This is a genomic window from Streptomyces parvulus (assembly GCF_014648855.1).
GTDB classification, from domain to species: domain Bacteria; phylum Actinomycetota; class Actinomycetes; order Streptomycetales; family Streptomycetaceae; genus Streptomyces; species Streptomyces parvulus.
The window spans coordinates 314,074-338,612 of sequence record NZ_BMRX01000011.1 but is presented as its reverse complement, the minus strand read 5'-3'; the positions used below and the strand labels follow the sequence as shown (position 1 = coordinate 338,612).

The 24,539-nt window shown below is 73.2% G+C and carries 24 protein-coding genes; 18 read left to right on the top strand and 6 right to left on the bottom strand.

The genetic code is table 11. From position 1 onward, the window contains the following. Positions 1-216: 216 nt before the first annotated feature. From IE108_RS23715 to IE108_RS23670, 10 genes are all read left to right on the top strand, one after another. Positions 217-891 carry a response regulator gene (locus IE108_RS23715; RefSeq protein ID WP_114529589.1) on the top strand — a complete coding sequence of 225 codons (675 nt, stop codon included), beginning with the start codon at positions 217-219 and terminating at the stop codon, positions 889-891. 195 nt (positions 892-1,086) lie between these two features. Beyond that, a complete protein-coding gene (locus IE108_RS23710) occupies positions 1,087-3,822 on the top strand; it encodes a DNA translocase FtsK (RefSeq protein WP_189397752.1) in 2,736 nt (911 codons plus the stop codon). Between the two features lie 262 nt (positions 3,823-4,084). Next, positions 4,085-4,948, top strand: coding sequence for a helix-turn-helix domain-containing protein (locus tag IE108_RS23705; protein WP_064730138.1), 864 nt, complete (start codon positions 4,085-4,087; stop codon positions 4,946-4,948). Positions 4,949-5,039: 91 nt separating this feature from the next. After that, positions 5,040-6,521, top strand: coding sequence for a 30S ribosomal protein S12 methylthiotransferase RimO (gene rimO / locus IE108_RS23700; RefSeq protein ID WP_064730139.1), 1,482 nt, complete (start codon positions 5,040-5,042; stop codon positions 6,519-6,521). Next, positions 6,518-7,291 (top strand): CDP-diacylglycerol--glycerol-3-phosphate 3-phosphatidyltransferase, encoded by a 774-nt coding sequence (gene pgsA / locus IE108_RS23695; protein WP_064730140.1) that lies wholly within the window; start codon positions 6,518-6,520, stop codon positions 7,289-7,291. The genes rimO and pgsA overlap by 4 nt, the downstream gene beginning before the upstream one ends. Next, a complete protein-coding gene (locus tag IE108_RS23690) occupies positions 7,288-7,833 on the top strand; it encodes a CinA family protein (RefSeq protein WP_064730141.1) in 546 nt (181 codons plus the stop codon). The genes pgsA and IE108_RS23690 overlap by 4 nt, the downstream gene beginning before the upstream one ends. 109 nt (positions 7,834-7,942) lie before the next feature. After that, positions 7,943-8,323: a helix-turn-helix domain-containing protein gene (locus IE108_RS23685; RefSeq protein WP_007387871.1), complete on the top strand. Its 381-nt coding sequence runs from the start codon at positions 7,943-7,945 to the stop codon at positions 8,321-8,323. 247 nt (positions 8,324-8,570) lie between these two features. Next, positions 8,571-9,041, top strand: a complete 471-nt coding sequence (locus tag IE108_RS23680) for a Dps family protein (RefSeq protein ID WP_064730142.1) — start codon at positions 8,571-8,573, stop codon at positions 9,039-9,041. Positions 9,042-9,047: 6 nt separating this feature from the next. Continuing rightward, the gene (locus IE108_RS23675) at positions 9,048-9,350 is read left to right on the top strand and encodes a hypothetical protein (protein WP_079163687.1); all 303 of its coding nucleotides are present in this window, start codon (positions 9,048-9,050) and stop codon (positions 9,348-9,350) included. Positions 9,351-9,366: 16 nt separating this feature from the next. Beyond that, entirely contained in the window at positions 9,367-9,852 is a 486-nt protein-coding gene (locus IE108_RS23670) for an SRPBCC family protein (RefSeq protein WP_064730143.1), read from the top strand. Here IE108_RS23670 and IE108_RS23665 read toward each other — a convergent pair. Continuing rightward, the gene (locus IE108_RS23665) at positions 9,782-10,651 is read right to left on the bottom strand and encodes an Fpg/Nei family DNA glycosylase (RefSeq protein ID WP_064730144.1); all 870 of its coding nucleotides are present in this window, start codon (positions 10,649-10,651) and stop codon (positions 9,782-9,784) included. The two genes, IE108_RS23670 and IE108_RS23665, sit on opposite strands and share 71 nt — an antisense overlap. A gap of 18 nt (positions 10,652-10,669) precedes the next feature. Continuing rightward, positions 10,670-15,763 (bottom strand): ATP-dependent helicase, encoded by a 5,094-nt coding sequence (locus IE108_RS23660; RefSeq protein WP_064730145.1) that lies wholly within the window; start codon positions 15,761-15,763, stop codon positions 10,670-10,672. 233 nt (positions 15,764-15,996) lie between these two features. On the opposite strand from IE108_RS23660, the gene IE108_RS23655 reads away from it, so the two are divergent. Genes IE108_RS23655 through IE108_RS23645 form a run of 3 tightly spaced genes read left to right on the top strand, consistent with a single transcriptional unit; the run spans position 15,997 to position 17,926 of the window. Then, positions 15,997-16,863 (top strand): AraC family transcriptional regulator, encoded by an 867-nt coding sequence (locus IE108_RS23655; protein ID WP_064730146.1) that lies wholly within the window; start codon positions 15,997-15,999, stop codon positions 16,861-16,863. Continuing rightward, entirely contained in the window at positions 16,860-17,621 is a 762-nt protein-coding gene (locus tag IE108_RS23650; RefSeq protein ID WP_064730147.1) for an AzlC family ABC transporter permease, read from the top strand. Before IE108_RS23655 ends, IE108_RS23650 begins: the two co-directional genes overlap by 4 nt. Then, entirely contained in the window at positions 17,618-17,926 is a 309-nt protein-coding gene (locus tag IE108_RS23645) for an AzlD domain-containing protein (RefSeq protein ID WP_064730148.1), read from the top strand. The genes IE108_RS23650 and IE108_RS23645 overlap by 4 nt, the downstream gene beginning before the upstream one ends. 35 nt (positions 17,927-17,961) lie before the next feature. Here IE108_RS23645 and IE108_RS23640 read toward each other — a convergent pair whose 3' ends face one another. Then, on the bottom strand, positions 17,962-18,915 hold the full coding sequence (locus tag IE108_RS23640) for a hypothetical protein (protein WP_064730149.1): 954 nt from the start codon (positions 18,913-18,915) through the stop codon (positions 17,962-17,964). Positions 18,916-18,996: 81 nt separating this feature from the next. Between IE108_RS23640 and IE108_RS23635 the strand changes: the two genes are divergently transcribed. From IE108_RS23635 to recX, 5 genes are all read left to right on the top strand, one after another. Then, positions 18,997-19,191 (top strand): DUF3046 domain-containing protein, encoded by a 195-nt coding sequence (locus tag IE108_RS23635; protein ID WP_064730150.1) that lies wholly within the window; start codon positions 18,997-18,999, stop codon positions 19,189-19,191. Positions 19,192-19,251: 60 nt separating this feature from the next. Beyond that, complete coding sequence (locus IE108_RS23630) at positions 19,252-20,532, top strand: AI-2E family transporter (RefSeq protein ID WP_189397750.1); 1,281 nt, start codon at positions 19,252-19,254, stop codon at positions 20,530-20,532. Positions 20,533-20,623: 91 nt separating this feature from the next. Beyond that, entirely contained in the window at positions 20,624-21,166 is a 543-nt protein-coding gene (locus IE108_RS23625; RefSeq protein WP_161342892.1) for an MOSC domain-containing protein, read from the top strand. A 293-nt stretch (positions 21,167-21,459) separates the two neighbouring features. After that, entirely contained in the window at positions 21,460-22,575 is a 1,116-nt protein-coding gene (recA, locus tag IE108_RS23620; RefSeq protein ID WP_064730153.1) for a recombinase RecA, read from the top strand. Between the two features lie 3 nt (positions 22,576-22,578). After that, the gene (gene recX / locus IE108_RS23615; protein ID WP_064730154.1) at positions 22,579-23,358 is read left to right on the top strand and encodes a recombination regulator RecX; all 780 of its coding nucleotides are present in this window, start codon (positions 22,579-22,581) and stop codon (positions 23,356-23,358) included. 51 nt (positions 23,359-23,409) lie between these two features. Here recX and IE108_RS23610 read toward each other — a convergent pair whose 3' ends face one another. The 3 genes from IE108_RS23610 to IE108_RS35355 form a co-directional block, all read right to left on the bottom strand. Further along, complete coding sequence (locus tag IE108_RS23610) at positions 23,410-23,808, bottom strand: rhodanese-like domain-containing protein (RefSeq protein WP_064730155.1); 399 nt, start codon at positions 23,806-23,808, stop codon at positions 23,410-23,412. Further along, positions 23,805-24,344, bottom strand: coding sequence for a cupin domain-containing protein (locus IE108_RS23605; RefSeq protein ID WP_064730156.1), 540 nt, complete (start codon positions 24,342-24,344; stop codon positions 23,805-23,807). Before IE108_RS23605 ends, IE108_RS23610 begins: the two co-directional genes overlap by 4 nt. 96 nt (positions 24,345-24,440) lie before the next feature. Next, on the bottom strand, positions 24,441-24,512 hold the full coding sequence (locus IE108_RS35355; protein ID WP_309475037.1) for a putative leader peptide: 72 nt from the start codon (positions 24,510-24,512) through the stop codon (positions 24,441-24,443). Positions 24,513-24,539 lie beyond the last annotated feature (27 nt).

The window sequence follows — 24,539 nt, the reverse complement described above, 5'->3', positions numbered from 1 at the left end:
GCGGGATTCGGGGAACCTTCTGGTCCGCCACCGCGTTTCTGCTACGTGCACAGTGACATCACGGTGACAGGGTGTGGCGACAGGCGGGGTGCGGCTACGATGACCGGCACGAGGACGGGCGGCGCAAGGGAGTCGTCCCCCGGGGTGGCACCCGCCGGTGCCGCGCCAAGTCCTGCGGACAGGGGAGGCCCCACGCCGGGGCGAGGAGGGCGGGCCATGGTGCAGAAGGCCAAGATCCTCCTGGTCGATGACCGGCCGGAGAATCTGCTGGCGCTGGAGGCGATCCTCTCGGCGCTCGATCAGACGCTGGTGCGGGCATCGTCCGGGGAGGAAGCGCTCAAAGCACTGCTGACGGACGACTTCGCGGTCATTCTGCTGGACGTCCAGATGCCGGGCATGGACGGTTTCGAAACCGCCGCGCACATCAAGCGGCGGGAGCGGACCCGGGACATCCCGATCATCTTCCTCACCGCGATCAATCACGGCCCGCACCACACCTTCCGGGGGTACGCGGCGGGTGCGGTGGACTACATCTCCAAGCCGTTCGATCCGTGGGTGCTGCGCGCGAAGGTCTCGGTCTTCGTCGAGCTCTACATGAAGAACTGCCAGCTGCGCGAGCAGGCGGCGCTGCTGCGCCTCCAGTTGGAGGGCGGCGACAAGGCCGCGGCCGGCGAGGCGAAGGAGCCGGCGGGGCTGCTCGCCGAGCTGTCCGCCCGCCTGGCGGCCGTGGAGGAGCAGGCCGAGGCGCTGTCCAAGCAGTTGGGCGACGAGTCCACGGACGCGGCCGCGGTGGCCACCGCGGCGCATCTGGAGCGCAAGCTCACCGGCCTGCGCAGGGCGCTGGACGCCCTGGAGCCGGGTACGTCCGGCGGCCAGCCCGCCGTCAACTGACGTTCGACCGACGCCCGCCGCGGGCCCGCTGAGGGTCCGCAGCCGGCCGTCCCGGGGATCGCGGGGTCCGGTCTGTGAGGACTTGTCAGGACCAGTACCGGAGGCGTCAGTTCCGCTGCCTCGTCCGGACGACACGAACGGGTGAAGCGGTAGGCACACGTGTCGACCGCCGCCTCCCCCGGTAACCTCACACCCATGGCCTCACGTCCCTCCGCAGCCAAGAAGCAGCCCGCGAAGAAGGCGGCCGCTCCCGCGAAGGGTCCGGTCAAGAAGGCCGCTGCCAAAAAGGCACCCCCGAGGAAGGCCCCCGCCAAGAAGGTGGTGGCGAAGAAGCCCGCGCCCAAACCGGCGCCTAGCCCCACCGGCGGCGTCTACCGCCTGGTGCGCGCGTTCTGGCTGGGGCTGGCCCACGCGGTGGGTGCCGTCTTCCGCGGCATAGGGCAGGGCGCCAAGAACCTCGACCCGGCCCACCGCAAGGACGGCTCCGCGCTGCTGCTGCTCGCCGTCGCCCTGATCGTCGCCGCGGGCACCTGGGCCGACCTCAAGGGCCCCGTCGGCGACCTCGTCGAGATCCTCGTGACCGGCGCCTTCGGCCGGCTGGACCTGCTCGTGCCGATCCTGCTCGGCGCCATCGCCGTGCGCCTCATCCGCCACCCCGAGAAGCCCGAGGCCAACGGGCGGATCGTGATCGGCCTGTCCGCGCTCGTCGTCGGCGTGCTCGGCCAGGTGCACATCGCCTGCGGCTCACCGGCCCGCGGCGACGGCATGCAGGCCATAAGGGACGCCGGCGGCCTCATCGGCTGGGGCTCGGCGACCCCGCTGTCGTACACCATGACGGACGTCCTGGCCGTGCCGCTGCTCGCGCTGCTCACGGTCTTCGGGCTGCTCGTCGTCACCGCCACCCCGGTCAACGCCATCCCGCAGCGGCTGCGGCAGCTCGGGGTGCGGCTCGGCGTGATCGACGACCCCGGGGCGGACGCGTTCACCGACGACGACGAGCGGTACGACGAGCAGTGGCGCGAGGCCCTGCCCGAGCGCCCCCGCAGGCGCGGGGGCGTGCCCGCCGAGCCGTACGACCCGGACGGCGCCGAGGAGGAGGCGCTGACCCGGCGCCGCGGCCGGCCCCGGCGGTCCGCCGTGCCGCAGCCCGAGATGAACCGGCCCATGGACGCCGTGGACGTCGCGGCCGCGGCGGCCGCCGCGCTCGACGGCGCGGTCCTGCACGGCATGCCGCCCTCGCCGCTCGTCGCCGACCTCACCCAGGGCGTGAGCACCGGGGACCGGGAACCGACGACGCCGACCCCCACCCCCGTACCGGCCGCGCGCCCCCAGCCGGGCAAGCTCAGGAAGGACCCCGAGCCGGAGAAGCCGGGCGCCGTCCCCGACCTGACCAAGACGCCGGTGCCGCAGGAGCGCGACCTGCCGCCGCGCGCCGAGCAGCTCCAGCTCTCCGGCGACATCACGTACTCCCTGCCGTCCCTGGACTCCCTCACGCGCGGGGGCCCCGGCAAGGCCCGCAGCGCCGCCAACGACGCCATAGTGGACTCGCTGACCACCGTCTTCACCGAGTTCAAGGTCGACGCACGGGTCACCGGCTTCACCCGCGGCCCGACGGTGACCCGCTACGAGGTCGAGCTGGGACCCGCCGTCAAGGTGGAGCGGATCACCGCGCTGACCAAGAACATCGCGTACGCCGTCGCCAGCCCCGACGTGCGGATCATCAGCCCGATCCCCGGCAAGTCCGCGGTCGGCATCGAGATCCCCAACACCGACCGGGAGATGGTCAACCTCGGCGACGTCCTGCGCCTCGCCGAGTCCGCCGAGGACGACGACCCGATGCTGGTCGCCTTCGGCAAGGACGTCGAGGGCGGCTACGTCATGCACTCGCTGGCGAAGATGCCGCACATGCTCGTCGCGGGCGCCACCGGCTCCGGCAAGTCGTCCTGCATCAACTGCCTGATCACCTCGATCATGATGCGGGCGACCCCCGAGGACGTCCGCATGATCCTGGTCGACCCCAAGCGCGTCGAGCTGACCGCGTACGAGGGCATCCCGCACCTGATCACGCCGATCATCACCAACCCCAAGCGGGCCGCGGAGGCCCTCCAGTGGGTCGTGCGCGAGATGGACCTGCGCTACGACGACCTCGCCGCCTACGGCTACCGGCACATCGACGACTTCAACCGCGCGGTGCGCGAGGGCAGGGCCAAGCCGCCCGAGGGCAGCGAGCGCGAACTCCAGCCCTATCCGTACCTCCTGGTGATCGTGGACGAGCTGGCCGACCTGATGATGGTGGCGCCGCGGGACGTCGAGGACGCGATCGTCCGGATCACGCAGCTCGCCCGGGCCGCCGGCATCCACCTGGTGCTCGCCACCCAGCGGCCCTCCGTGGACGTCGTCACCGGCCTCATCAAGGCCAACGTGCCCTCGAGGCTCGCCTTCGCCACCTCCTCGCTCGCCGACTCGCGCGTCATCCTCGACCAGCCCGGCGCCGAGAAGCTGATCGGCAAGGGCGACGGCCTCTTCCTGCCGATGGGGGCGAACAAGCCGACCCGTATGCAGGGCGCCTTCGTGACCGAGGAGGAGGTCGCGGCCGTCGTCCAGCACTGCAAGGACCAGATGGCGCCCGTCTTCCGGGACGACGTCACCGTGGGGACCAAGCAGAAGAAGGAGATCGACGAGGACATCGGCGACGACCTCGACCTGCTGTGCCAGGCGGCCGAGCTGGTCGTCTCCACGCAGTTCGGGTCGACGTCCATGCTCCAGCGCAAGCTGCGCGTCGGCTTCGCCAAGGCCGGGCGGCTGATGGACCTGATGGAGTCGCGGAGCATCGTCGGACCGAGCGAAGGCTCAAAGGCTCGTGACGTTCTTGTGAAGCCTGACGAGCTGGACGGAGTGCTCGCCGTGATCCGGGGGGAGTCTGAAGGGTAGGGAATCGAGGGCCGAGGATTCCGCCGACGGAGGGCCGCGACGGCCGGGTGGCCGATCGTGACTCACCCGTTAGGGATCATTGAGCAACCGTTTCCCCATGGCGTACGTCAAGTTGAGGGAAGTGACAAGACGTAGTCCACCATCGGGATGCCGGGCCATCCGGATGGCGTAAAAGGTCGTACCGCCCGGTTGCCCGACCCGTTCGAACCCCCCCTAGACTGAACGTCCAGCACAGGCGGCTAAACGCTCGAAAGGCGCCCCCGTGTCCAACGGCAACTCCCCTGAAGACGAGCGTCCGATCGAAGACGTTTCCCAGGACGTGACCGAACACGCCCCCGAGGAAACCCGCCCCTCCGTCGGCCGTGCCCTCCAGCAGGCGCGGATCGCCGCCGGGTTGACCGTCGACGACATCACCACCGCCACCCGCGTCCGGATCGCCATCGTGCACGCCATCGAGGCGGACGACTTCGCGCCCTGCGGCGGCGACGTCTACGCGCGCGGCCACATCCGCACCCTGGCCAAGGCCGTCGGGCTCGACCCGGCCGAACTGCTCGCGCAGTTCGACGCCGCGCACGGCGGCCGCCCGGAGCCGACCCCCGCCGCCCCACTGTTCGAGGCGGAACGCATCCGTCCAGAGCGCCGCGGACCCAACTGGACCGCCGCCATGGTCGCCGCGATCGTCGCGGTGATCGGCTTCGTCGGGTTCACCTTCGTCAAGGGCGGCGACGACGGCGGCAACGAGGCGAGCGTCGCCGAGGGGGCCCAGCCCTCCACCGGCTCGTCCGCCTCGCAGAGCTCCAAGCCCAAGAAGCCGGCCGATCCCAAGCCGGAACCCTCCGACAGCGCCATCGCCGCCGCGCCCCGCGACAAGGTGACCGTCAAGGTCAGCGCCCCCGGGGGACGCAGCTGGATCTCCGCGAAGGATCACAACGGCAGGCTCCTCTTCGACGGACTCCTCGAAGAGGGCGACTCCAAGACCTTCCAGGACAACGAGAAGGTCAACCTCGTCCTCGGCGACGCCGGCGTCATCGAGCTGTACGTCAACGGCAAGAAGATCGAGGACGACTTCCGCCCCGGCTCGGTGGAGCGCCTGACCTACACCAAGGGCGACCCGCAGGTCGGCTAGGGCACCCGCAGGGCACGCGACGACGGGGTTGGCCGGCATCGGCCAACCCCGTCGACATGGGCTGTCGGCGGGACGAAGTAGTCTTGAGCCCATGCCTGAAAGCCGTACCGTCGCACTCGTCACCCTTGGCTGCGCCCGTAACGAGGTGGACTCGGAGGAGCTCGCAGGCCGTCTGGAGGCGGACGGCTGGAAGCTCGTCGACGACGCCGAGGAAGCGGACGTCGCCGTCGTGAACACCTGCGGCTTCGTGGAGGCCGCGAAGAAGGACTCCGTGGACGCCCTCCTGGAGGCCAACGACCTCAAGGGGCACGGAAGAACGCAGGCCGTCGTGGCGGTGGGCTGCATGGCCGAGCGGTACGGCAAGGACCTCGCCGAGGCCCTCCCCGAGGCCGACGGCGTGCTCGGCTTCGACGACTACGCCGACATCTCCGACCGGCTCCAGACCATCCTCAGCGGCGGCATCCACGCCGCGCACACCCCCCGCGACCGGCGCAAGCTGCTGCCCATCAGCCCCGCCGAGCGCCAGGAGGCCGGTGCCGCCGTCGCCCTGCCGGGACACGGGCCGACCGACCTCCCCGAGGGTGTCGCCCCGGCCTCCGGTCCTCGCGCGCCCCTGCGCCGGCGCCTGGACGGCTCCCCGGTCGCCTCGGTGAAGCTCGCCTCCGGCTGCGACCGCCGCTGCTCCTTCTGCGCCATCCCCTCCTTCCGCGGCTCCTTCATCTCGCGCCGCCCGAGCGACGTGCTCAACGAGACGCGGTGGCTGGCCGAGCAGGGCGTCAAGGAGATCATGCTGGTCTCCGAGAACAACACCTCCTACGGCAAGGACCTCGGCGACATCCGCCTCCTGGAGTCGCTGCTGCCCAACCTCGCCGACGTCGACGGCATCGAGCGCGTGCGGGTCAGCTACCTCCAGCCCGCCGAGATGCGCCCGGGCCTCATCGACGTCCTCACCTCCACCGAGAAGGTCGTGCCCTACTTCGACCTCTCCTTCCAGCACTCCGCGCCGAACGTGCTGCGCGCGATGCGCCGCTTCGGCGACACCGACCGCTTCCTGGAGCTGCTGGACACCATCCGGAGCAAGGCCCCCGAGGCGGGCGTGCGCTCCAACTTCATCGTGGGGTTCCCCGGCGAGACCGCCGACGACCTCGCCGAGCTGGAGCGGTTCCTGAACCACGCCCGGCTCGACGCCATCGGCGTCTTCGGCTACTCCGACGAGGAGGGCACCGAGGCGGCGACCTACGAGGACAAGCTGGACGAGGACGTCGTCGCCGAGCGGCTGGCGCGTGTCTCCCGCCTCGCCGAGGAACTCGTCTCCCAGCGTGCAGAGGAGCGCGTCGGCGCGACCGTGCGGGTACTCGTCGAGTCGGTGGAGCCGGGAGCGGACGGTGACGGGGTCCGCGGCCGGGCCGAGCACCAGGCGCCCGAGACGGACGGCCAGGTGCTGCTCACGAGCGGCGAAGGTCTCGCTGTCGGTCGTATGGTCGACGCGAAGGTGGTCGGCACGGAGGGCGTCGACCTGGTGGCCGAACCGCTGCCGGGCTCGCCCGAATGTAGTGAGGAGGCCGGCAGATGACCGGAGTCCCGGCGTCCGCGGCGGGCGGCTCCTCCGGCGCGCGCAGGACCGGCCCGCGCCCCCCGGCGGGAACCACGGAGGAACCGGCCGGGCGCACGGCCCCGGCAGGGACTCCGGAGCGGGGCGCGACCGAGGGCGGCGCCGCGCTGAGGGGCGGCAAGATCGCCGCCGCCGCCGTCAACCAGGCGAGCGTCTGGAACGTCGCCAATCTCCTGACGATGCTCCGGCTGCTCCTCGTCCCGGCCTTCGTCGCCCTGATGCTCGGCAACGGCGGGTACGACCCGGCCTGGCGCTCCTTCGCCTGGGCGGCCTTCGCCATCGCCATGATCACCGACCTGTTCGACGGCCATCTGGCCCGGACGTACAACCTCGTCACCGACTTCGGGAAGATCGCCGACCCCATCGCCGACAAGGCGATCATGGGAGCGGCGCTCATCTGCCTGTCGGCGCTCGGTGATCTGCCCTGGTGGGTCACGGCCGTGATCCTCGGCCGGGAGCTCGGGATCACCGTGCTGCGCTTCGTCGTCATCCGGTACGGCGTCATCCCCGCCAGCCGCGGCGGCAAGCTCAAGACGCTCACCCAGGGCATCGCCGTGGGGATGTACGTCCTGGCACTGACGGGGCCCCTGGCCACCCTGAGGTTCTGGGTGATGGCCGCGGCGGTCGTCCTGACCGTCGTGACCGGTCTGGACTATGTGAAGCAGGCCATTGTGCTGCGCCGCCGGGGAATCGCCGAGCGCCGGGCGGCGTTGAAGGGGTCGGAAGCTTGAGTTCCACAGCCGCCGACGTGGTGCGACTACTGACCGTGAGGGGCGAGACCCTCGCGGTCGCCGAGTCCCTGACCGGCGGAATGGTGGCGTCCGCGATCACGGCGGTGCCCGGCGCGTCCAAGGCGTTCCGGGGGTCCGTCACCGCGTACGCGACGGAGCTGAAGCGGGAGATCCTCGGCGTCGACGGAAGCCTGCTCGCGGCCCGTGGAGCGGTGGATCCGCAGGTGGCGGCCCAGATGGCGGCAGGAGCCCGGAAAATTCTGGGCGCCGACTGGGGCATCGCGACGACCGGCGTGGCAGGCCCGGACGCCCAGGACGGGCAGCCCGTGGGGACGGTCTTCGTGGCCGTCGACGGGCCCCTCGGGACCCTTGAGGGTTCCGCCTGTGGCGGAAAAGTGGAGGCGCTGCGGTTGAACGGCGACCGTGCGGAAATTCGTATGGAGAGTGTACGGAGCGTACTCGCACTCCTTCTGGGGGAGCTTGCGGGCGAACAGACTGGGAATGAGCGGGCACAGGATACGGAACGGAACGGGGGGTTTTGATGTTTGCAGCCCTGAGTGAACACGACATCGCTCCCCGCACGGCCGCGGCGCGAGGCGGTACGGTGGGGCGTGAAGGATGCGGTTACACGGTCCGAGGAGGGAGCCACCGATGATTCTGCTCCGTCGCCTGCTGGGTGACGTGCTGCGTCGGCAGCGCCAGCGCCAGGGCCGTACTCTGCGCGAAGTCTCCTCGTCCGCCCGAGTCTCACTCGGCTATCTCTCCGAGGTGGAGCGGGGGCAGAAGGAGGCTTCTTCCGAGCTGCTCTCCGCCATCTGCGACGCGCTGGACGTACGGATGTCCGAGCTCATGCGGGAAGTGAGCGACGAGCTCGCCCTCGCCGAGCTGGCCCAGTCCGCTGCGGCGACGCCCAGCGAGACCGTGCCGGCACCGGTGCGCCCGATGCTGGGTTCCGTCTCGGTGACCGGCGTGCCACCGGAGCGGGTGACCATCAAGGCGCCCGCCGAGGCAGTGGACGTCGTCGCCGCCTGACGCTACCCGCAGGCACATGTGCATGTGAGACCCCGGCCGGGGCCTCTCCGGGAGACCGGGGAGGACCGGCCGGGGTCTTCGCTTGTCCGGGACGGGCCGGGGCGGGGCAGCCGTGCCTCGGCCCTCGCGGGCTTGTGACGCGTCCGGTCGTGGGACGCGGTCGGGCGGGTCGCCGCCGGTTGCCGGTGCACGGTGGTGCGGTCATCGTGGAGGGAGATGGCCGGGGGGCGAACCGCCGGAGGTGTGGATGTACGTTGTGAAGAGTCCGTTGACCGACGCGGACCTGAAGACCGTGTCCGAGGCGCTGCAGGGCGCCCTCGTGGACCTCGTCGACCTGGCCCTGGTGGCGAAGCAGATCCACTGGAACGTGGTCGGCCCCCGGTTCCGCTCCGTCCACCTGCAGCTCGACGAACTCGTCGGCACCGCGCGCACGCACTCGGACACCGTGGCCGAGCGGGCCTCCGCGCTCGGGGTCTCGCCCGACGGACGGGCCGCGACGGTCGCCGTGGGCAGCGGCATCGACGTGACGCCGGAGGGCTGGGTCGACGACACCACCGCCGTGCAGACGATCGTGGACGCGCTCGGCGCGGTGATCGGGCGGATGCGCGAGCGGATCACCGCGACCGGCGATCCGGACCCCGTGAGCCAGGACATCTTCATCCAGATCACGGCGGATCTCGAGAAGCAGCACTGGATGTTCCAGGCCGAAAACGGATGACGCGGGATGGCGTCGGCGCGGACGGCTCGCAGGGCGGCCGCGCTGGGGCTCGGCGGGCTCTGGTGGTGGGCCGTGCTGAGGCTGGCGCTGGATCCCGGTGCTGGTGTGCTCGAAGGGGCGGTCGCGGCCGGAGGCTGGGGGCTGAGCGTGCTGCCGGTGCACTGCGCGCCGCGGCGGCTGTCCGCGGGCGCACTGGAGGCGGGACGGTGGCGGCGGGCGCTGCGTGTGGCGGTGCGCGGGCCCGAAAGCCCGGGGGCGGGTGGGGCGCGCGGGGTTGCGGAGCCACCGCACGGTCCCGGCTCCAACTGACGGAAGGACCGATCCGATGAGCGTCACCAGCCTGGACAAGGACACCGACAACCTGACCCTCACCCTGGTGGCCGACCTCGCGGCCCCGGCGCCACGGGTGTGGCAGCTGTGGTCCGACCCGCGGCAGCTGGAGCGCTGGTGGGGCCCGCCGGCCTTCCCGGCCACGGTCGAGGAGCACGATCTGACGCCGGGCGGGGACGTCACCTACTTCATGACCGGCCCGGAGGGCGACACGTACCGGGGCTGGTGGAGGGTGGCCACGGTCGACGCACCCCGTTCGCTGGAGTTCACCGACGGGTTCGCGGACGCCGACGGTGTGCCGAACGCCGCCATGCCGACGACGACCAACCGGGTCACGCTCACCGAGCGCGACGGCGGCACCCGCATGGAGATGCGCGCGGTCTTCGACACCCGTGAGCAGATGGACCAGCTCACGGCCATGGGGATGGAGGAGGGTCTGCGGGAGGCGGCGGGCCAGATGGACGCCCTCCTCGCCGGCTGAAGCCCCGCGGGGCCGGCCCGCTCTGGCAGGCCGGACACCAGTACGTCGGGCGTTCCCGGGAGCCGTCGCCCTGTTCGGCCACCCGTACCGAGGTGCCGCAGCGAAGACAGGGGCGGGGCGCGCGGCCGTACACGAACAGGTCGTGGCCCGGCAGGCCCGTCGTGCGGCGGACCGGGCGGTCGCGGTTGGCCTCCAGGAGCTTCTTGGCCAGCGCGGGCAGGTGGGCAGCACGGTCGGGGGGCACCTCGCCGACGGGGAGCCAGGGCGTGACGCCCAGCAGGAAGCAGATCTCGCTCTTGTAGACATTGCCGACGCCCGCGAGATTGCGCTGGTCGAGCAGGGCCTCGCCGAGCTGTCGGGAGGGGTCGGCGCTCAAATTGGCCCAGGCCCGGTCCGGGTCCCAGTCGGGCCCCAGCAGGTCGGGGCCGAGATGGCCCACGGCACGCTCGTCGTCGGCGGTGCGCAGGATGTCCAGTACCGGCAGGCGGTAGCCCACGGCGGTGCGGTCGGCGTTGCCGAGGACCACGCGGATCTGGTGGGCGGGGCCGCCCTTCCAGCGCTGACCGGCCGCGAAGATCTTCCAGGCGCCGTCCATCCGCAGGTGCGAGTGGACCGTCAGGCCGCCCTCGACGTGGGTGAGCAGGTGCTTGCCGCGGGGGGTGACGTCCAGGACGGTGCGGCCGGTGAGGTCGACCAGCGCGTAGCGGGGGACGCGGAAGTCGCTGAGGGTCAGCACCTTGCCCGCGAGGGCATCGTGCAGCCGCCGCGCCGCCTGCCAGACCGTGTCACCTTCGGGCATGGGACCAGGGTGGCAGGCTCATGCCCTGATCCGCAGACCGCGCGGGGTGGCGATGAACCCCGCCTCCTCCAGAAGGGGGCCGAAGGGGGACGTCAGCGCCGCGGCGCCGTTGATCCGCTCCACCGTGACCGTGCCGAGGGAGCCGGCGCGGGCGGCGCCGGCCAGTGCCTCGGCCGCGGCCCGCAGCCGAGCGTCGTCGGCGGGCGCCTCGTCGGGCTCGGCGGGCCACAGGAGGAGCGTCCTGCCGCCGCGCTCCATGTAGAGGGCCGGTTCGCCCTCGACGAGCACCACCAGGGAGCCCGCCTTGCGGCCTGGCTTGTGCGTGGCGCCGGCCGGCGGCTCGGGCCAGGTGAGGGCGGCGCCGTACGCGTTCGCCGGGTCGGCGGCCGCGAGGACGACCGCCTGCGGTCCGGGGGCGGGGCGGCCGCGGCGACCGGTTTCGTACGGACTGTTGCCGTACGAGCCGTTGCCGAAGGGGGCGCTGTCGAAGGGGCCGTTGCTTCCGTATGCGCCGCGTGGGCCGCCGAAGCCTCCCTGCGGGCCGCCGCCGCGTGGGCCTCCTGCGCCGGGCTCGGCGTAGTCGCGTGGGGAGATGTAGTCGCCCCGGGAGGGTGAGCGGCCCAGCCGGTCGGGGTCCGCGTAGACGTCGTCGTCGGGGCCGAGGGCGCCGTCGGCCAGGGCTGGGCCGGCGGACGCCTCCGTGTCGTCGGAATCGGCGGAGCCTTCGGAGGCCCCGGAGGTCGGTTCGCCGGGGTGGGCGAAGTCCGGGAAGTCGGCGAAGGGCGGGGTGGGGGTCCGGGCGGACGCCGGGTCGCCGGGCGTGCCGGTGCGGCCGGGCGAGCCTCGGTCGGGGACCGGTGAACCGTCGCCGCGCTCGCGGGCGTTCGCGACCGCGCGCAGCCGGTCCACGGCGCCCTCCATGGCGAACTGCGCCGCCCCGAGCCCTTCCACGACGTAACCCCGCCGGGCCTGGCCGCTCTCCTCGAAGGCGGCCAGGATCCGGTACACCGCCGCGAAGCCGCCTTCGACGCCCTCCGCCGCGACGGCGCCGCGGGTCACCACGCCGTGGCGGTCGAGGAGGGTGCGTGCCAGGGCGTGGGCGCGCACCGTGCCGTCGGCCTCGCGGGCCGGCAGCAGTGACCAGCGGCCCGCCACGGTCGGCGGTCCGGTGCGCGAGGCGGTGCGGGCGGCGGCGGTCAGCGAGCCGTACCGGCCGCGGGGCACGGCGCGTTTGGCGCGGTGGGCGGTGGAGCCCGCGGTGCGGCCGGAGCCGAGCAGCGAGCGCAGGGGCGCGAGGGTGTCGTTGGTCAGCCGTCCGGACCACGTCAGGTCCCACAGCGCGTCCGCCAGCTGGGGATCGGTGACCTCCGGGTGGGTGGTCGCGCGCACCTGGTCGCCGATCTGCCGGAAGAACAGGCCGTACCCGCCCGACAGGGCGCTCAGGACCGACTCGTGCAGGGCGGTCGTCTCCAGCGGATGGGGCGGCGGCAGCAAGAGCGGGGCCGCGTCCGCGAGGTACAACGAGACCCACCCGTCCTTGCCGGGGAGCGAACCCGCTCCCGCCCACACCACCTCCCCGGCGGCGGTCAGCTCGTCCAGCATGGCCGGTTGGTAGCCCGCCACCCGGGAGGGCAGGACCAGCTTCTCCAGGGCGGACGCCGGCACGGAGGCGCCCTGCAACTGCTCGATCGCCCGCACCAGCCCGTCGATGCCGCGCAGCGTGTGCCCCTTGCCGATGTGCTGCCACTGGGGCAGGAACTGTCCGAGGGCGGCCGGCGGCACCGGCTCCAGCTCGTGCCGCAGGGCCGCCAGGGAGCGACGGCGCAGTCTGCGCAGCACGGTCGCGTCGCACCACTCCTGGCCGATGCCCGCCGGGTGGAACTCGCCCTGCACGACCCGTCCGCCCGCGGCGAGCCGTTGCAGGGCGCCCTCGGTGACGGCCACGCCCAGTCCGAAGCGGGCCGCCGCCGTGACCGACGTGAAGGGGCCGTGGGTGCGCGCGTACCGGGCGAGGAGGTCGCCGAGGGGGTCCTTGACCGGCTCGGTGAAGGCCTCGGGCACGCCCACGGGCAGCGCCGTGCCCAGCGCGTCGCGCAGCCGGCCGGCGTCCTCGATCGCCGCCCAGTGGTCGGCGCCCGCGATCCGCACGCTGATGGCCCGGCGCGCCCGGGCCAGCTCGGGTGCCCACTGCGGCTCGGCGCCCCGCTCGGCCAGCTCGGCGTCGGTGAGCGGACCGAGCAGCCTGAGCAGGTCGGCGACGCCCTCCGGGTCCTTGATGCGCCGGTCCTCGGTCAGCCACTGCAGCTCGCGCTCCAGCTCGGTGAGGACCTCCGCGTCGAGCAGCTCCCGCAGTTCCGCCTGTCCGAGCAGCTCGGCCAGCAGCCGCGAGTCCAGGGACAGCGCGGCAGCCCTGCGCTCGGCGAGCGGCGAGTCGCCCTCGTAGAGGAACTGGGCGACGTAACCGAAGAGCAGGGAGCGGGCGAACGGTGACGGCTCCGGGGTCGTGACCTCGACCAGGCGTACCTTGCGAGCCTCCAGGTCGCCCATCAGCTCGACGAGGCCGGGCACGTCGAAGACGTCCTGGAGGCACTCGCGGATCGCCTCCAGGACGATGGGGAACGAGCCGTACTCGCTGGCCACCTCGAGCAGCTGTGCCGCGCGCTGGCGCTGCTGCCACAGCGGGGTCCGCCTGCCGGGGCTGCGGCGCGGCAGCAGCAGCGCGCGGGCGGCGCACTCGCGGAAGCGGGAGGCGAACAGGGCCGAGCCGCCCACCTGCTCGGTGACGACCCGGTCGACCTCGCCCTTGTCGAAGACGACGTCCGCCGCGCCGACGGGTGCCTGCTCCGCGTCGTACTCCAGGCCCGGCTTCGAAGGCTCCTGGTCGAGGAGGTCCAGACCCATCAGGTCGGCGTCCGGCAGGCGCAGCACGATGCCGTCGTCGGCGTGCATCACCTGGGCGTCCATGCCGTACCGCTCGGAGAGGCGGGCGCCGAGGGCGAGGGCCCAGGGGGCGTGCACCTGGGCGCCGAAGGGGGAGTGCACCACGACCCGCCAGTCGCCCAGCTCGTCGCGGAAGCGCTCCACGACGATGGTGCGGTCGTCGGGGACGTGGCCGCAGGCCTCGCGCTGTTCGTCGAGGTAGGCGAGGACGTTGTCCGCGGCCCAGGCGTCCAGGCCGGCGGTGACCAGGCGCAGCCGCGCGTCCTCCTTGGAGAGGGAGCCGACCTCGCGCAGGAAGGCGCCCAGGGCGCGTCCCAGCTCCAGCGGGCGGCCCAACTGGTCGCCCTTCCAGAACGGCAGCCTGCCCGGGACGCCGGGGGCGGGTGAGACCAGGACCCGGTCGCGGGTGATGTCCTCGATCCGCCAGGAGCTGGTGCCGAGCGTGAAGACGTCGCCCACGCGCGACTCGTAGACCATCTCCTCGTCCAGCTCGCCGACCCGGCCGCCGCCCTTCTTCGGGTCGGCGCCCGCCAGGAAGACGCCGAAGAGCCCCCGGTCGGGGATCGTGCCCCCGGAGGTGACGGCGAGTCGCTGGGCGCCCGGGCGGCCGGTGACGGTGCCGGTCACCCGGTCCCACACCACGCGCGGGCGCAGCTCGGCGAAGGCGTCGGACGGATAGCGGCCCGCGAGCATGTCCAGGACGGCCGTGAACGCCGACTCCGGGAGCGAGGCGAAGGGGGCGGCGCGCCGGACGGTGGTGAGGAGGTCGTCGACCTGCCAGGTGTCCAGCGCGGTCATCGCCACGATCTGCTGGGCGAGGACGTCCAGCGGGTTGGCCGGGATCCGGAGCGCCTCGATGGCACCGCTGCGCATCCGCTCGGTGACCACGGCGGACTGCACGAGGTCGCCGCGGTACTTGGGGAAGACCACGCCCGTGGAGACCGCGCCGACCTGGTGGCCCGCGCGGCCGACGCGCTGGAGGCCGGAGGCGACGGAGGGCGGCGACTCGACCTGGACGACCAGGTCGACCGCGCCCATGTCGATGCCCAGCTCCAGGCTGGAGGTGGCGACCACCGCGGGCAGCCGGCCCGCCTTGAGGTCCTCCTCCACGAGAGCGCGCTGCTCCTTGGAGACCGAGCCGTGGTGCGCGCGGGCGATCACGGAGGGGGCGCCCTGGGCGGCTCCCGAGCCGCCCATCAGCTCGGCGGGGGAGTGGTGCTCGTCCAGCGGCTCGCCGGTGGCGCGCTCGTACGCGATCTCGTTGAGCCTGTTGCACAGGCGCTCGGCGAGGCGCCGGGAGTTCGCGAAGACGATGGTCGAGCGGTGGGACTGGACCAGATCGGTGATCCGCTCCTCCACGTGCGGCCAGATCGACGGCCGCTCGGCGCCCTCCTCCTTGTCCGCGACGGGGGAGCCGCCCAGCTCGCCCAGGTCCTCGACGGGGACGACGACCGACAGGTCGAACTCCTTGCCCGAGTCCGGCTGGACGATCTCCACCCTGCCGCGCGGGGCGAGGAAGCGGGCGACCTCGTCCACCGGGCGGACCGTCGCCGACAGGCCGATGCGGCGGGCCGGCTTCGGCAGCAGCTCGTCCAGCCGCTCCAGGGTGAGCGCCAGGTGCGCGCCGCGCTTGGTCCCGGCGACCGCGTGCACCTCGTCGAGGATCACTGTCTCGATGCCGGTCAGCGCCTCGCGCGTGGCCGACGTCAGCATCAGGAACAGGGACTCCGGGGTGGTGATCAGGATGTCCGGCGGCCGGGTGGACAGGGCGCGGCGCTCCGCGGCCGGTGTGTCGCCCGAGCGGATGCCGACCTTGACCTCCGGCTCCGGCAGGCCGAGGCGGACCGACTCCTGCCGGATGCCGGTCAGCGGGCTGCGGAGATTGCGCTCGACGTCGACGGCCAGCGCCTTCAGAGGGGAGACGTACAGGACGCGGCAGCGCTTCCTGGGGTCGGCGGGCGGGGGCGTCGAGGTCAGCTGGTCCAGGGCGGCGAGGAAGGCGGCCAGCGTCTTGCCGGACCCGGTCGGCGCGACCACCAGGACGTCCGAGCCCGCGGAGATCGCCTGCCAGGCCCCCGCCTGCGCGGCGGTGGGCGCGGAGAAGGCACCCGTGAACCAGCCGCGGGTCGCGGGGGAGAAGCCGTCCAGGGCTCGGTGAGCGGAGCTGACCATGGATCCATCGTGCACCCCGGCACTGACAATCGGCCCGAGCCGGGCGCGCGACCGGTGGACGGCCGCGGCCGGAGGGGCCTCCCGACGTCCAGGGGCGAGGGGGCAGTGCGACGGGCCGGGGTGGCGGCCCGAGCGACGGACCGAGGCGACTGGGCAGGGGCAGAGACAGAGGCAGGGGCAGGGGCGGGCCGGCGGCCGGTGGAGCCTCCGTCCCGGTGACGGAGAATGGTGGCATGGCGGGAACGGGCGAGCGGGCACGGCACTGGCAGTACGCGGAGCTGCCCGACGTCGACCTGCTGCGGGCCCGGTACGTGCGCAAGACCTTCGTACGCCACACGCACGAGCACTTCGTGATCGCCGCCATAGCCGACGGCGTGGAGGTCTTCCACCACGGCGGCGGCGACCAGTACGCGGGGGCGGGATCACTCGCCCTGGTCAACCCGGACACCCCGCACACGGGACGCGCGGGCGTGCCGGAGGGATGGCGGTACGGAGCGGTCTACCCGGCGCCCGACCTGGTGGCCGGGATCGCGGCCGAGACGACGACGCTGCGCGGGACCCCCGGCTTCGTCCGGCCGGTCCTCGACGACCCCTACGCCGTCGAGCTGGTGCACCGCGTGCTGCGCGCCGCCGACGAGGGGAACGCGCTCGCCGCCGACACCCTGCTGCGGGTGGCGGTGACCCGTCTGCTGCGGCTCAACGGCGGGCCGCTGCCCCGCCGGGAGGTGCCGACGGCCGGGGCCGGGGTCGCGGCACGCGCGCGTGCCGTGCTCGAGGAGCGGATGGCGGACCCGCCGAGCCTGGAGCGACTCGCCGGAGAGCTGGGCAGCAGCCCCTTCGCGCTGCTCAGGGCCTTCCGGGACGCCTACGGCATGCCGCCCCACACCTGGCTGACCGACGCCCGGGTGCGGCGCGCGCGACGGCTCCTCGACGCCGGGACGTCACCCGCCGAGGCGGCCGTCGCCGTGGGTTTCACCGACCAGCCGCATCTGAACCGGCACTTCGCACGGATCGTGGGCGTGCCGCCCGGCGCCTACCAGCGTGAGCGCAAGAACGTACAAGACGCGCGGCGCCGCCTCCTCCTACCGTCCGAGGCGTGACAGAACAGACAGCCCTTCCCGAGACCGGAGCCGTCGTGGGCAAGCCCGACGCCGCCGTCGTCCGGGACGCCCTCGGAGTCGGCGTCGCCGTCGGACTGTCCGGGTTCGCCTTCGGGGTGACCTCGGCCGGCAGCGGACTGACCCTCGCCCAGACCTGCGCGCTCAGCCTCCTGGTGTTCACCGGCGCGTCCCAGTTCGCGCTCGTGGGGGCGCTCGCGGTCGGCGGCAACCCGCTCACGGCGGCGGCGGGCGCCTTCTTCCTCGGCGTGCGCAACGCCTTCTACGGGCTGCGCCTCTCGCAGTTGCTGGCCCTCCCGCGCGCGGTGCGGCCGTTCGCGGCGCAGTGGGTCATCGACGAGACGACCGCCGTGGCCCTCGCCCAGCCCACGCGGCGCGGCGTGCGGATCGGGTTCACCGTCACCGGACTCACCTTGTACGTGCTGTGGAACCTCACCACCCTGCTGGGGGCGCTGGGCGCGGAGGCCATCGGGGACACCGCCGCCTGGGGTCTCGACGCGGCCGGACCCGCCGTCTTCCTGGCGCTGCTCGCGCCGATGCTGAAGAGCACCACCGAGCGCACCGTCGCGGGCGTGGCGGTGCTCCTCGGGCTCGGCCTGCTGCCGGTGCTGCCCGCGGGCGTGCCGGTCCTGGTGGCCGCTCTGGCGGCGCCGCTCGTCCTGTGGGCGGGCGGACGCCGCGCGGGAGGCGCCGCACCCGACGGCCCAGCGCCCGCCGACGGCGCGGAGGGAGAACGGTGAACGTCTGGATCGCCATCATCGCGACGGCGGTGGGTTGCTACGCCGTCAAGCTCGCCGGGCTGCTCGTCCCCGCGGGCGCCCTGGAACGGCCACTGGTCCGCCGGCTGGCCGCGCTGCTGCCCGTCGCCCTCCTCGCGGCGCTCACCGCCCAGCAGACCTTCGCGGACGGCCAGGCGCTCGTCGTGGACGCGCGGGCCGCGGGGGTCGCCGCGGCGGCCGTGGCCCTCGTACTGCGGGCGCCGTTCCTGGTCGTCGTCGCGGCCGCCGTGCTGGTCACCGCCGGCGTGCGGGCCCTGGGCGGCTGAACGGGGCCCGCACCGACCCGGAGGGACCGCGAGGATCAGCCGAGAGCGCGGCCGTACGCGCGGAGCGTGCGCAGGGCCTCCAGCGTCACCGCGGGCCGGGCCTCCAGGGCCGGGGCGGGCGCCCGGCGGGCCCGGCGGAGGGGCCAGCCGCCGTCGTCCTCCTGCGCCGCCGCGAGGAAGTCGAGGGAGCGGCTCATCTCGGCGTCCGTGAACCACGCGCGCGCGAGGGAGTGCGGGTGCCGCGCGTAGTCGTGCGGGAAGTGGTGCTCGCGCGGGGCGTAGCCCGGGGGGACGGGCTGTGTGCCGAGGTCGTCCGGATCCAGCACGGCGAGCCGCTGCTCGCGCACCAGGCGGCCCAGCCGGTCCGCCGCTGCCTCCGCGCGCGGGCGGTCGGGTGCGCTGTCCAGGAAGGCCACGGCGGCCTCGACCTCGTACGGATGCGAGTGCTCCAGCGCCCCGATCGCCCGCCAGCAGAAGTCCGTGGCGCGGAACAGCCACGCGTGCCAGACCTCGTTGCGGTGCAGCAGGCCGACCACCGGCCCGGTGGCGAGGAGCTCGCCCGCGGGGGCGCCCCCGGCCGGACCGGCGGGCGCGCCCGCGTCCCCGGACCCCGCGGACCGGGCCGCGGGCAGGGCACCGTCCGGCGTGGACGCGGAGGTCAGGAAGCGGCACATCCGCTCCACGCGCTGTCCGCCGCAGCGTCCGACCGCGTCCAGGACCCGCAGCGCACGCGCGGTGTGCGCCGGCCCGCTGGCCGGACCGCGCAGGTCCGGCTCCAGCGCGTGCCCGTACCCGCCGTCCTCGTTCCGATAGGCGTCGAGCGCGGTCTCCACGTGGGCGGCGTCGCCGCCCCGGAAGTGGTACGCGAAGAGCCGCTGCTCCAGCACGCGCGCCGTGCGCCAGACGAACTGCTCCGCGCGGGCGAGCGACGGGTGCGAGACGGGGGCACGCGGGGTCGGGGTGAGGGCGGAAACTCCGGATTCGGCCATGGCACAGACCGTAGGCCGGAAAGCGCGACCCGTACCCGGTCCCGGCTCGGGACCCACTCTCAGGGGCGGGATACTGGTGTCATGCGGTTGACGGTCTTCTGGGAGCGGATGGCGGACCACTTCGGTCCGGGGTACGCCGACACCTTCGCGCGTGATCACGTGATGGCGGAGCTGGGCGGGCGGACGGTACACGGGGCGCTCGACGCGGGCTGGGACGCCAAGGAGGTGTGGCGGGTGGTCTGCACCGTCATGGACGTGCCGCGGGAACGCCGGTGACCGCAGGCGTGGACCGGCGGGCGGTCATCCGCCGTCCGCCGCGTGGGCGAGACTTGCTCCGTGGCATCCACTGACGAGACCGGGCAGGCGCCCCGGCACGCTCCCCCGCCCGGCCCCACGCCGCCCACCGGCCCGCCGGCCGACGGCGGCGCCGTGCCCAGGGGTCCGGGCGCCCGCATGCCGCGCTGGCTGCCGCGCGCCATGGTGCTGGCCCTCGCGCTCATCGCCGCCTTCCAGCTGGGCAGCTGGGCCTTCCATCAGCTCACCGGCCTGCTGATCAACATCCTCATCGCGTTCTTCCTGGCGCTCGCCATCGAACCCGCGGTGAGCTGGATGGCGGGACGCGGTATGCGCCGCGGGTTCGCCACCTTCCTCGTCTTCCTCGCCGTGCTGATCGCCACCGCCGGGTTCGTCACGCTGCTCGGCTCCATGCTCGCCGGGCAGATCGTCAAGATGGTCGAGGACTTCCCGGACTACCTGGACTCGGTGATCAGCTGGGTCAACGGCCACTTCCACACCGATCTGCGGCGCGTCGACATCCAGGAGGGCCTGCTGCGCTCCGACTGGCTGCGCAACTACGTGCAGAACAGCGCCACGGGTGTCCTGGACGTGTCGACGCAGGTCCTGGGCGGGCTCTTCCAGCTGCTGACCATCCTGCTCTTCTCGTTCTACTTCGCCGCCGACGGCCCCCGGCTGCGCCGCGCGCTCTGCTCCGTCCTGCCGCCCGCCCGGCAGGCCGAGGTCCTGCGCGCGTGGGAGATCGCCGTGGACAAGACCGGCGGGTACCTGTACTCGCGCGGCCTGATGGCGCTGATCTCCGGCGTGGCGCACTACGTCCTGCTGGAGATCCTGGAGGTGCCCTACGCCCCCGCGCTCGCCGTGTGGGTGGGCCTGGTCTCGCAGTTCATCCCCACCATCGGCACCTACCTCGCGGGTGCGCTGCCGATGCTGATCGCCTTCACGGTCAATCCCTGGTACGCGCTGTGGGTCCTGGTCTTCGTGGTGATCTACCAGCAGTTCGAGAACTACGTGCTCCAGCCGAAGCTGACCTCCAAGACGGTGGACATCCACCCGGCGGTCGCCTTCGGCTCGGTCGTCGCCGGCACCGCGCTGCTGGGCGCCGTCGGCGCCCTGATCGCCATCCCGGCGGTCGCCACCCTCCAGGCGTTCCTCGGGGCGTACGTGAAGCGTTACGACGTCACCGACGACCCCCGCGTCCACGGCCGCCGGAACCGCCCGTCCGGGCCCGGCGGCTCCACCCGCATGCGCAAGCTGTGGACCCGCAGGCAGGAGCTGGGACGCCCCGGCCCGGAGGGGACCGGGAGCGGGCCCCCGGCCTGAACGTCACGCGCGCGTGCGAGTCCCCGGAGCGCCCGGACTAGGCTCGTCGCCGACGGACGGCGTCAGCGTTACCGACGAGGGGGTCCTGCGCATGAGCGGACGAGTGACGGCGGTCAGCAGCAACGGGGAGTACTCGTTCACCAAGCCGAACCGGGACAGCGTCAGGCTGCTCGCCGGCCTCGGTGTGGAGGGGGACGTGCACGCGGGCGTGACGGTCAGGCACCGCTCGCGCGTCGCGCAGGACCCCACGCAGCCGAATCTGCGCCAGGTCCACCTCATGCACGAAGAGCTCTTCGACGAGGTCGGCGACGCGGGGTTCGAGGTGGCGCCCGGCGAACTCGGCGAGAACATCACCACCCGCGGCATCGATCTGCTGGGGCTGCCGGTCGGCACCCTGCTGCGCATCGGCGACGACGCGGTCCTGGAAGTCACCGGCCTCCGCAACCCCTGCCTGCAGATCGACCACTTCCGGGACGGACTGCTGAAGCGGGTCGTCGGCCGCGACGAGGCGGGGAACGTCGTGCGCAAGGCCGGAATCATGAGCGTCGTGAGGGAGGGCGGTGTGGTGCGCCCCGGCGACCACGTCGAGGTGCGGCTGCCCAGCGGTCCGCACCGTCCCCTCGACCGCGTCTGAGGGGACGCTGCCCTTCAGGGGCCGTGGTGTGAGCCGTCGAAGCCGGCCGCGGCCCCGGCGGGGAGACCCGCGGACGTACGCTCGGAAGTGCCGCGTGGTGCGCTTGACACGAAAATCGAACATCCATTCTTATGGAGGCTCCGGCGAGGCTCGTGACGGGCGATTCGACAGGGTTTGGACGGATGGGCGCCCGAGTTATCCACAGGCCGGACCCGCGTCGCGGGGCATTGTCAGTGGCAGGCATTAGCGTCTTCGACGTGAAGCGATCGAATCAAGCAAACCGGGTGGAACCCATGGCAGGAACCGACCGCGAGAAGGCCCTCGACGCCGCGCTCGCACAGATTGAACGGCAGTTCGGCAAGGGCGCGGTCATGCGCATGGGCGAGCGGCCGAACGAGCCCATCGAGGTCATCCCCACCGGATCGACCGCGCTCGACGTGGCCCTCGGCGTCGGCGGCCTCCCGCGCGGCCGGGTCGTGGAGGTCTACGGCCCCGAGTCCTCCGGCAAGACGACCCTGACCCTGCACGCGGTGGCGAACGCGCAGAAGGCCGGCGGCCAGGTCGCGTTCGTGGACGCGGAGCACGCCCTCGACCCCGAGTACGCGAAGAAGCTCGGCGTCGACATCGACAACCTCATCCTCTCCCAGCCGGACAACGGCGAGCAGGCCCTCGAGATCGTGGACATGCTGGTCCGCTCCGGCGCCCTCGACCTCATCGTCATCGACTCCGTCGCCGCGCTGGTCCCGCGTGCGGAGATCGAGGGCGAGATGGGCGACAGCCACGTCGGCCTCCAGGCCCGGCTGATGAGCCAGGCCCTGCGGAAGATCACCAGCGCGCTCAACCAGTCCAAGACCACCGCGATCTTCATCAACCAGCTCCGCGAGAAGATCGGCGTCATGTTCGGCTCCCCGGAGACGACGACCGGTGGCCGGGCGCTGAAGTTCTACGCCTCCGTGCGCATCGACATCCGCCGCATCGAGACGCTCAAGGACGGCACCGACGCCGTCGGCAACCGCACCCGCTGCAAGGTCGTCAAGAACAAGGTCGCGCCGCCCTTCAAGCAGGCCGAGTTCGACATCCTCTACGGCCAGGGCATCAGCCGCGAGGGCGGTCTGATCGACATGGGCGTGGAGCACGGCTTCGTCCGCAAGGCCGGCGCCTGGTACACGTACGAGGGCGACCAGCTCGGCCAGGGCAAGGAGAACGCGCGCAACTTCCTCAAGGACAACCCCGACCTGGCCAACGAGATCGAGAAGAAGATCAAGGAGAAGCTGGGCGTCGGTGTGCGCCCCGAGCAGCCGGCCACCGAGCCGGGCACGGACGCCGCCCCGGCCGACGCCGCACCCGCGGTGCCCGCTCCCGCGACCGCCAAGGCCACCAAGTCCAAGGCCGCGGCAGCCAAGAGCTGACCCGTGACACGACGAACCGACTGGGCCGAGTACACGGACGGCTCCGCCGGGACGAGCGACGGCGCGTACGGGGCGGCCGCGGCCCCGTACGAGACGGAACCGTCCGCCGTCGGCAGTCCCGACGCCGGCGAGGCGCGCCGCGACGACGGCGAGGCGCGCCGGGAAGGCGGACGGGCACGGGGCAGGAGCGGCGGCCGTCGGCGGCGCGGGCGGCCGGAGCCGCTCGCCGAGGAGGACGGAGGTGCCGCTTCCTCGTCGAGGGCCGAGCAGGCGGAGCCTCCGCGGGACCCGGTCGAGCAGGCACGGGCGATCTGCCTGCGCCTGCTCACCGGGACCCCGCGCACCCGCAGCCAGCTCGCCGACGCCCTGCGCAAGCGGGAGATCCCCGACGAGGCCGCCGAGGAGGTGCTGTCCAGGTTCGAGGAGGTCGGCCTGATCGACGACAGCGCCTTCGCACAGGCGTGGGTGGAGTCCCGGCACCACGGCCGGGGCCTGGCCCGGCGCGCCCTCGCCCGGGAGCTGCGGACCAAGGGCGTCGACAACACGCTCATCGACGCCGCGGTCTCCCGGCTGGACTCCGAGCAGGAGGAGGAGACGGCACGCGAGCTGGTCGCCCGGAAGCTGCGCGCCACCAGAGGGCTCGACCGCGACAAGAGGCTGCGCCGCCTCGCGGGCATGCTCGCCCGCAAGGGCTACCCCGAGGGCATGGCCCTGCGGGTGGTCCGCCAGGCGCTGGAGGACGAGGGCGAGGACACGGAGTTCCTCGGCGAGGACGGTTTCTGACCCGGAGTCAGAGGACGTCCGCACGCCACGCGGCCCCCGCCGCAGGTCCGGCTACTGCTCCCCGCCGGTGACCGGCAGCCCCGCCGCCCGCCAGGCCTGGAAGCCGCCGACCAGGTCGGTGGCCCGGTGCAGCCCGAGGCGGTGCAGGGACTCCGCCGCCAGACTGGAGGCGTAGCCCTCGTTGCACACCACCACGACCTGGACGTCATGGCCCGTGGCCTCGGGGAGCCGGTGGCTGCCCCGGGGGTCCAGCCGCCACTCCAGCTCGTTCCGCTCGACCAGCAGCGCCCCGGGAATCACGCCGTCCCGCTCGCGCAGAGCCGCGTACCGGATGTCCACCAGCAGCGCCGCGCCCGCCTCGGCGGCGTCGTAGGCCTCCCGCGGCTCGATCCGCGGATATCCGGCGCGCACCCGCTCCAGCAGTTCGTCTATCCCGGTCGGCTCGCTCACTGCCAGTCCTCCGGACGCTCGACCTGCTCCAGGCGCAGGGTCTGCCCCGCCCGGCTGTAGCGGCGGATCCGCGGCAGCGGCGGGTAGTAGGCGTGGACGGAGACCGCGTGCCGGTCGGGCGACTCGTTGAGCACCTCGTGGACGTGGTGCCGGCCGAAGGAGCGGCCCCGGCCGGCGGGCAGCCGGCGCTCCCGGTCCACGCCGTCGGAGAGTTCCAGGGTCTTCCAGCCGTCGGTGGGCAGCCGGGCGGCGAGCGCGTGCTCCTTGAGCTCGCCCGCGGCGGTGACGAAGGCGCCCACGGACTCGGCGTGGTCGTGCCAGCCGGTGCCGGTGCCGGGCGGCCAGCCGATCAGCCACGCCTCACTGCCTCCGGGCCCCTCCAGCCGCACCCAGGTGCGGCCCTCGGGGTCGAGCGGCAGGGAGGCGATCAGTTCGGCGTCGGCCGCCGTGCGCCGGGCGAAGTCGAGGAGTTCGGCCTGGGTGGGAGCGGCCGGGCCCGCGGCGGAGGGAGCCGGGGCGGGAGAGGAGACAGACACGGGTACCGTCCTGGGAGTTCGCGAGAGAGCGCGCTGCGGTCACCGTCGGAGGACGACGGACGGACGCGGCTGCGCGCGAAAAAGGGGGAGGCGAATTCAGCAGGACGGACGACACACGCAGCCCGGATAGCGGACGAGGTCCATATGGACCCTCCGCCACAGGCGCACACAGGTGTCGGTCACGATCCGGAGTAG

What these genes read in the sequence shown, in the direction of transcription:
- IE108_RS23715 (WP_114529589.1), top strand. Translation starts at nt 217, where the DNA reads ATGGTGCAGAAGGCCAAGATCCTCCTGGTCGATGACCGGCCGGAGAAT.
- IE108_RS23710 (WP_189397752.1), top strand. Translation starts at nt 1,087, where the DNA reads ATGGCCTCACGTCCCTCCGCAGCCAAGAAGCAGCCCGCGAAGAAGGCG.
- rimO (WP_064730139.1), top strand. Translation starts at nt 5,040, where the DNA reads ATGCCTGAAAGCCGTACCGTCGCACTCGTCACCCTTGGCTGCGCCCGT.
- pgsA (WP_064730140.1), top strand. Translation starts at nt 6,518, where the DNA reads ATGACCGGAGTCCCGGCGTCCGCGGCGGGCGGCTCCTCCGGCGCGCGC.
- IE108_RS23685 (WP_007387871.1), top strand. Translation starts at nt 7,943, where the DNA reads ATGATTCTGCTCCGTCGCCTGCTGGGTGACGTGCTGCGTCGGCAGCGC.
- IE108_RS23680 (WP_064730142.1), top strand. Translation starts at nt 8,571, where the DNA reads ATGTACGTTGTGAAGAGTCCGTTGACCGACGCGGACCTGAAGACCGTG.
- IE108_RS23675 (WP_079163687.1), top strand. Translation starts at nt 9,048, where the DNA reads ATGGCGTCGGCGCGGACGGCTCGCAGGGCGGCCGCGCTGGGGCTCGGC.
- IE108_RS23670 (WP_064730143.1), top strand. Translation starts at nt 9,367, where the DNA reads ATGAGCGTCACCAGCCTGGACAAGGACACCGACAACCTGACCCTCACC.
- IE108_RS23665 (WP_064730144.1), bottom strand. Translation starts at nt 10,651, where the DNA reads ATGCCCGAAGGTGACACGGTCTGGCAGGCGGCGCGGCGGCTGCACGAT.
- IE108_RS23660 (WP_064730145.1), bottom strand. Translation starts at nt 15,763, where the DNA reads ATGGTCAGCTCCGCTCACCGAGCCCTGGACGGCTTCTCCCCCGCGACC.
- IE108_RS23655 (WP_064730146.1), top strand. Translation starts at nt 15,997, where the DNA reads ATGGCGGGAACGGGCGAGCGGGCACGGCACTGGCAGTACGCGGAGCTG.
- IE108_RS23640 (WP_064730149.1), bottom strand. Translation starts at nt 18,915, where the DNA reads ATGGCCGAATCCGGAGTTTCCGCCCTCACCCCGACCCCGCGTGCCCCC.
- IE108_RS23635 (WP_064730150.1), top strand. Translation starts at nt 18,997, where the DNA reads ATGCGGTTGACGGTCTTCTGGGAGCGGATGGCGGACCACTTCGGTCCG.
- IE108_RS23625 (WP_161342892.1), top strand. Translation starts at nt 20,624, where the DNA reads ATGAGCGGACGAGTGACGGCGGTCAGCAGCAACGGGGAGTACTCGTTC.
- recA (WP_064730153.1), top strand. Translation starts at nt 21,460, where the DNA reads ATGGCAGGAACCGACCGCGAGAAGGCCCTCGACGCCGCGCTCGCACAG.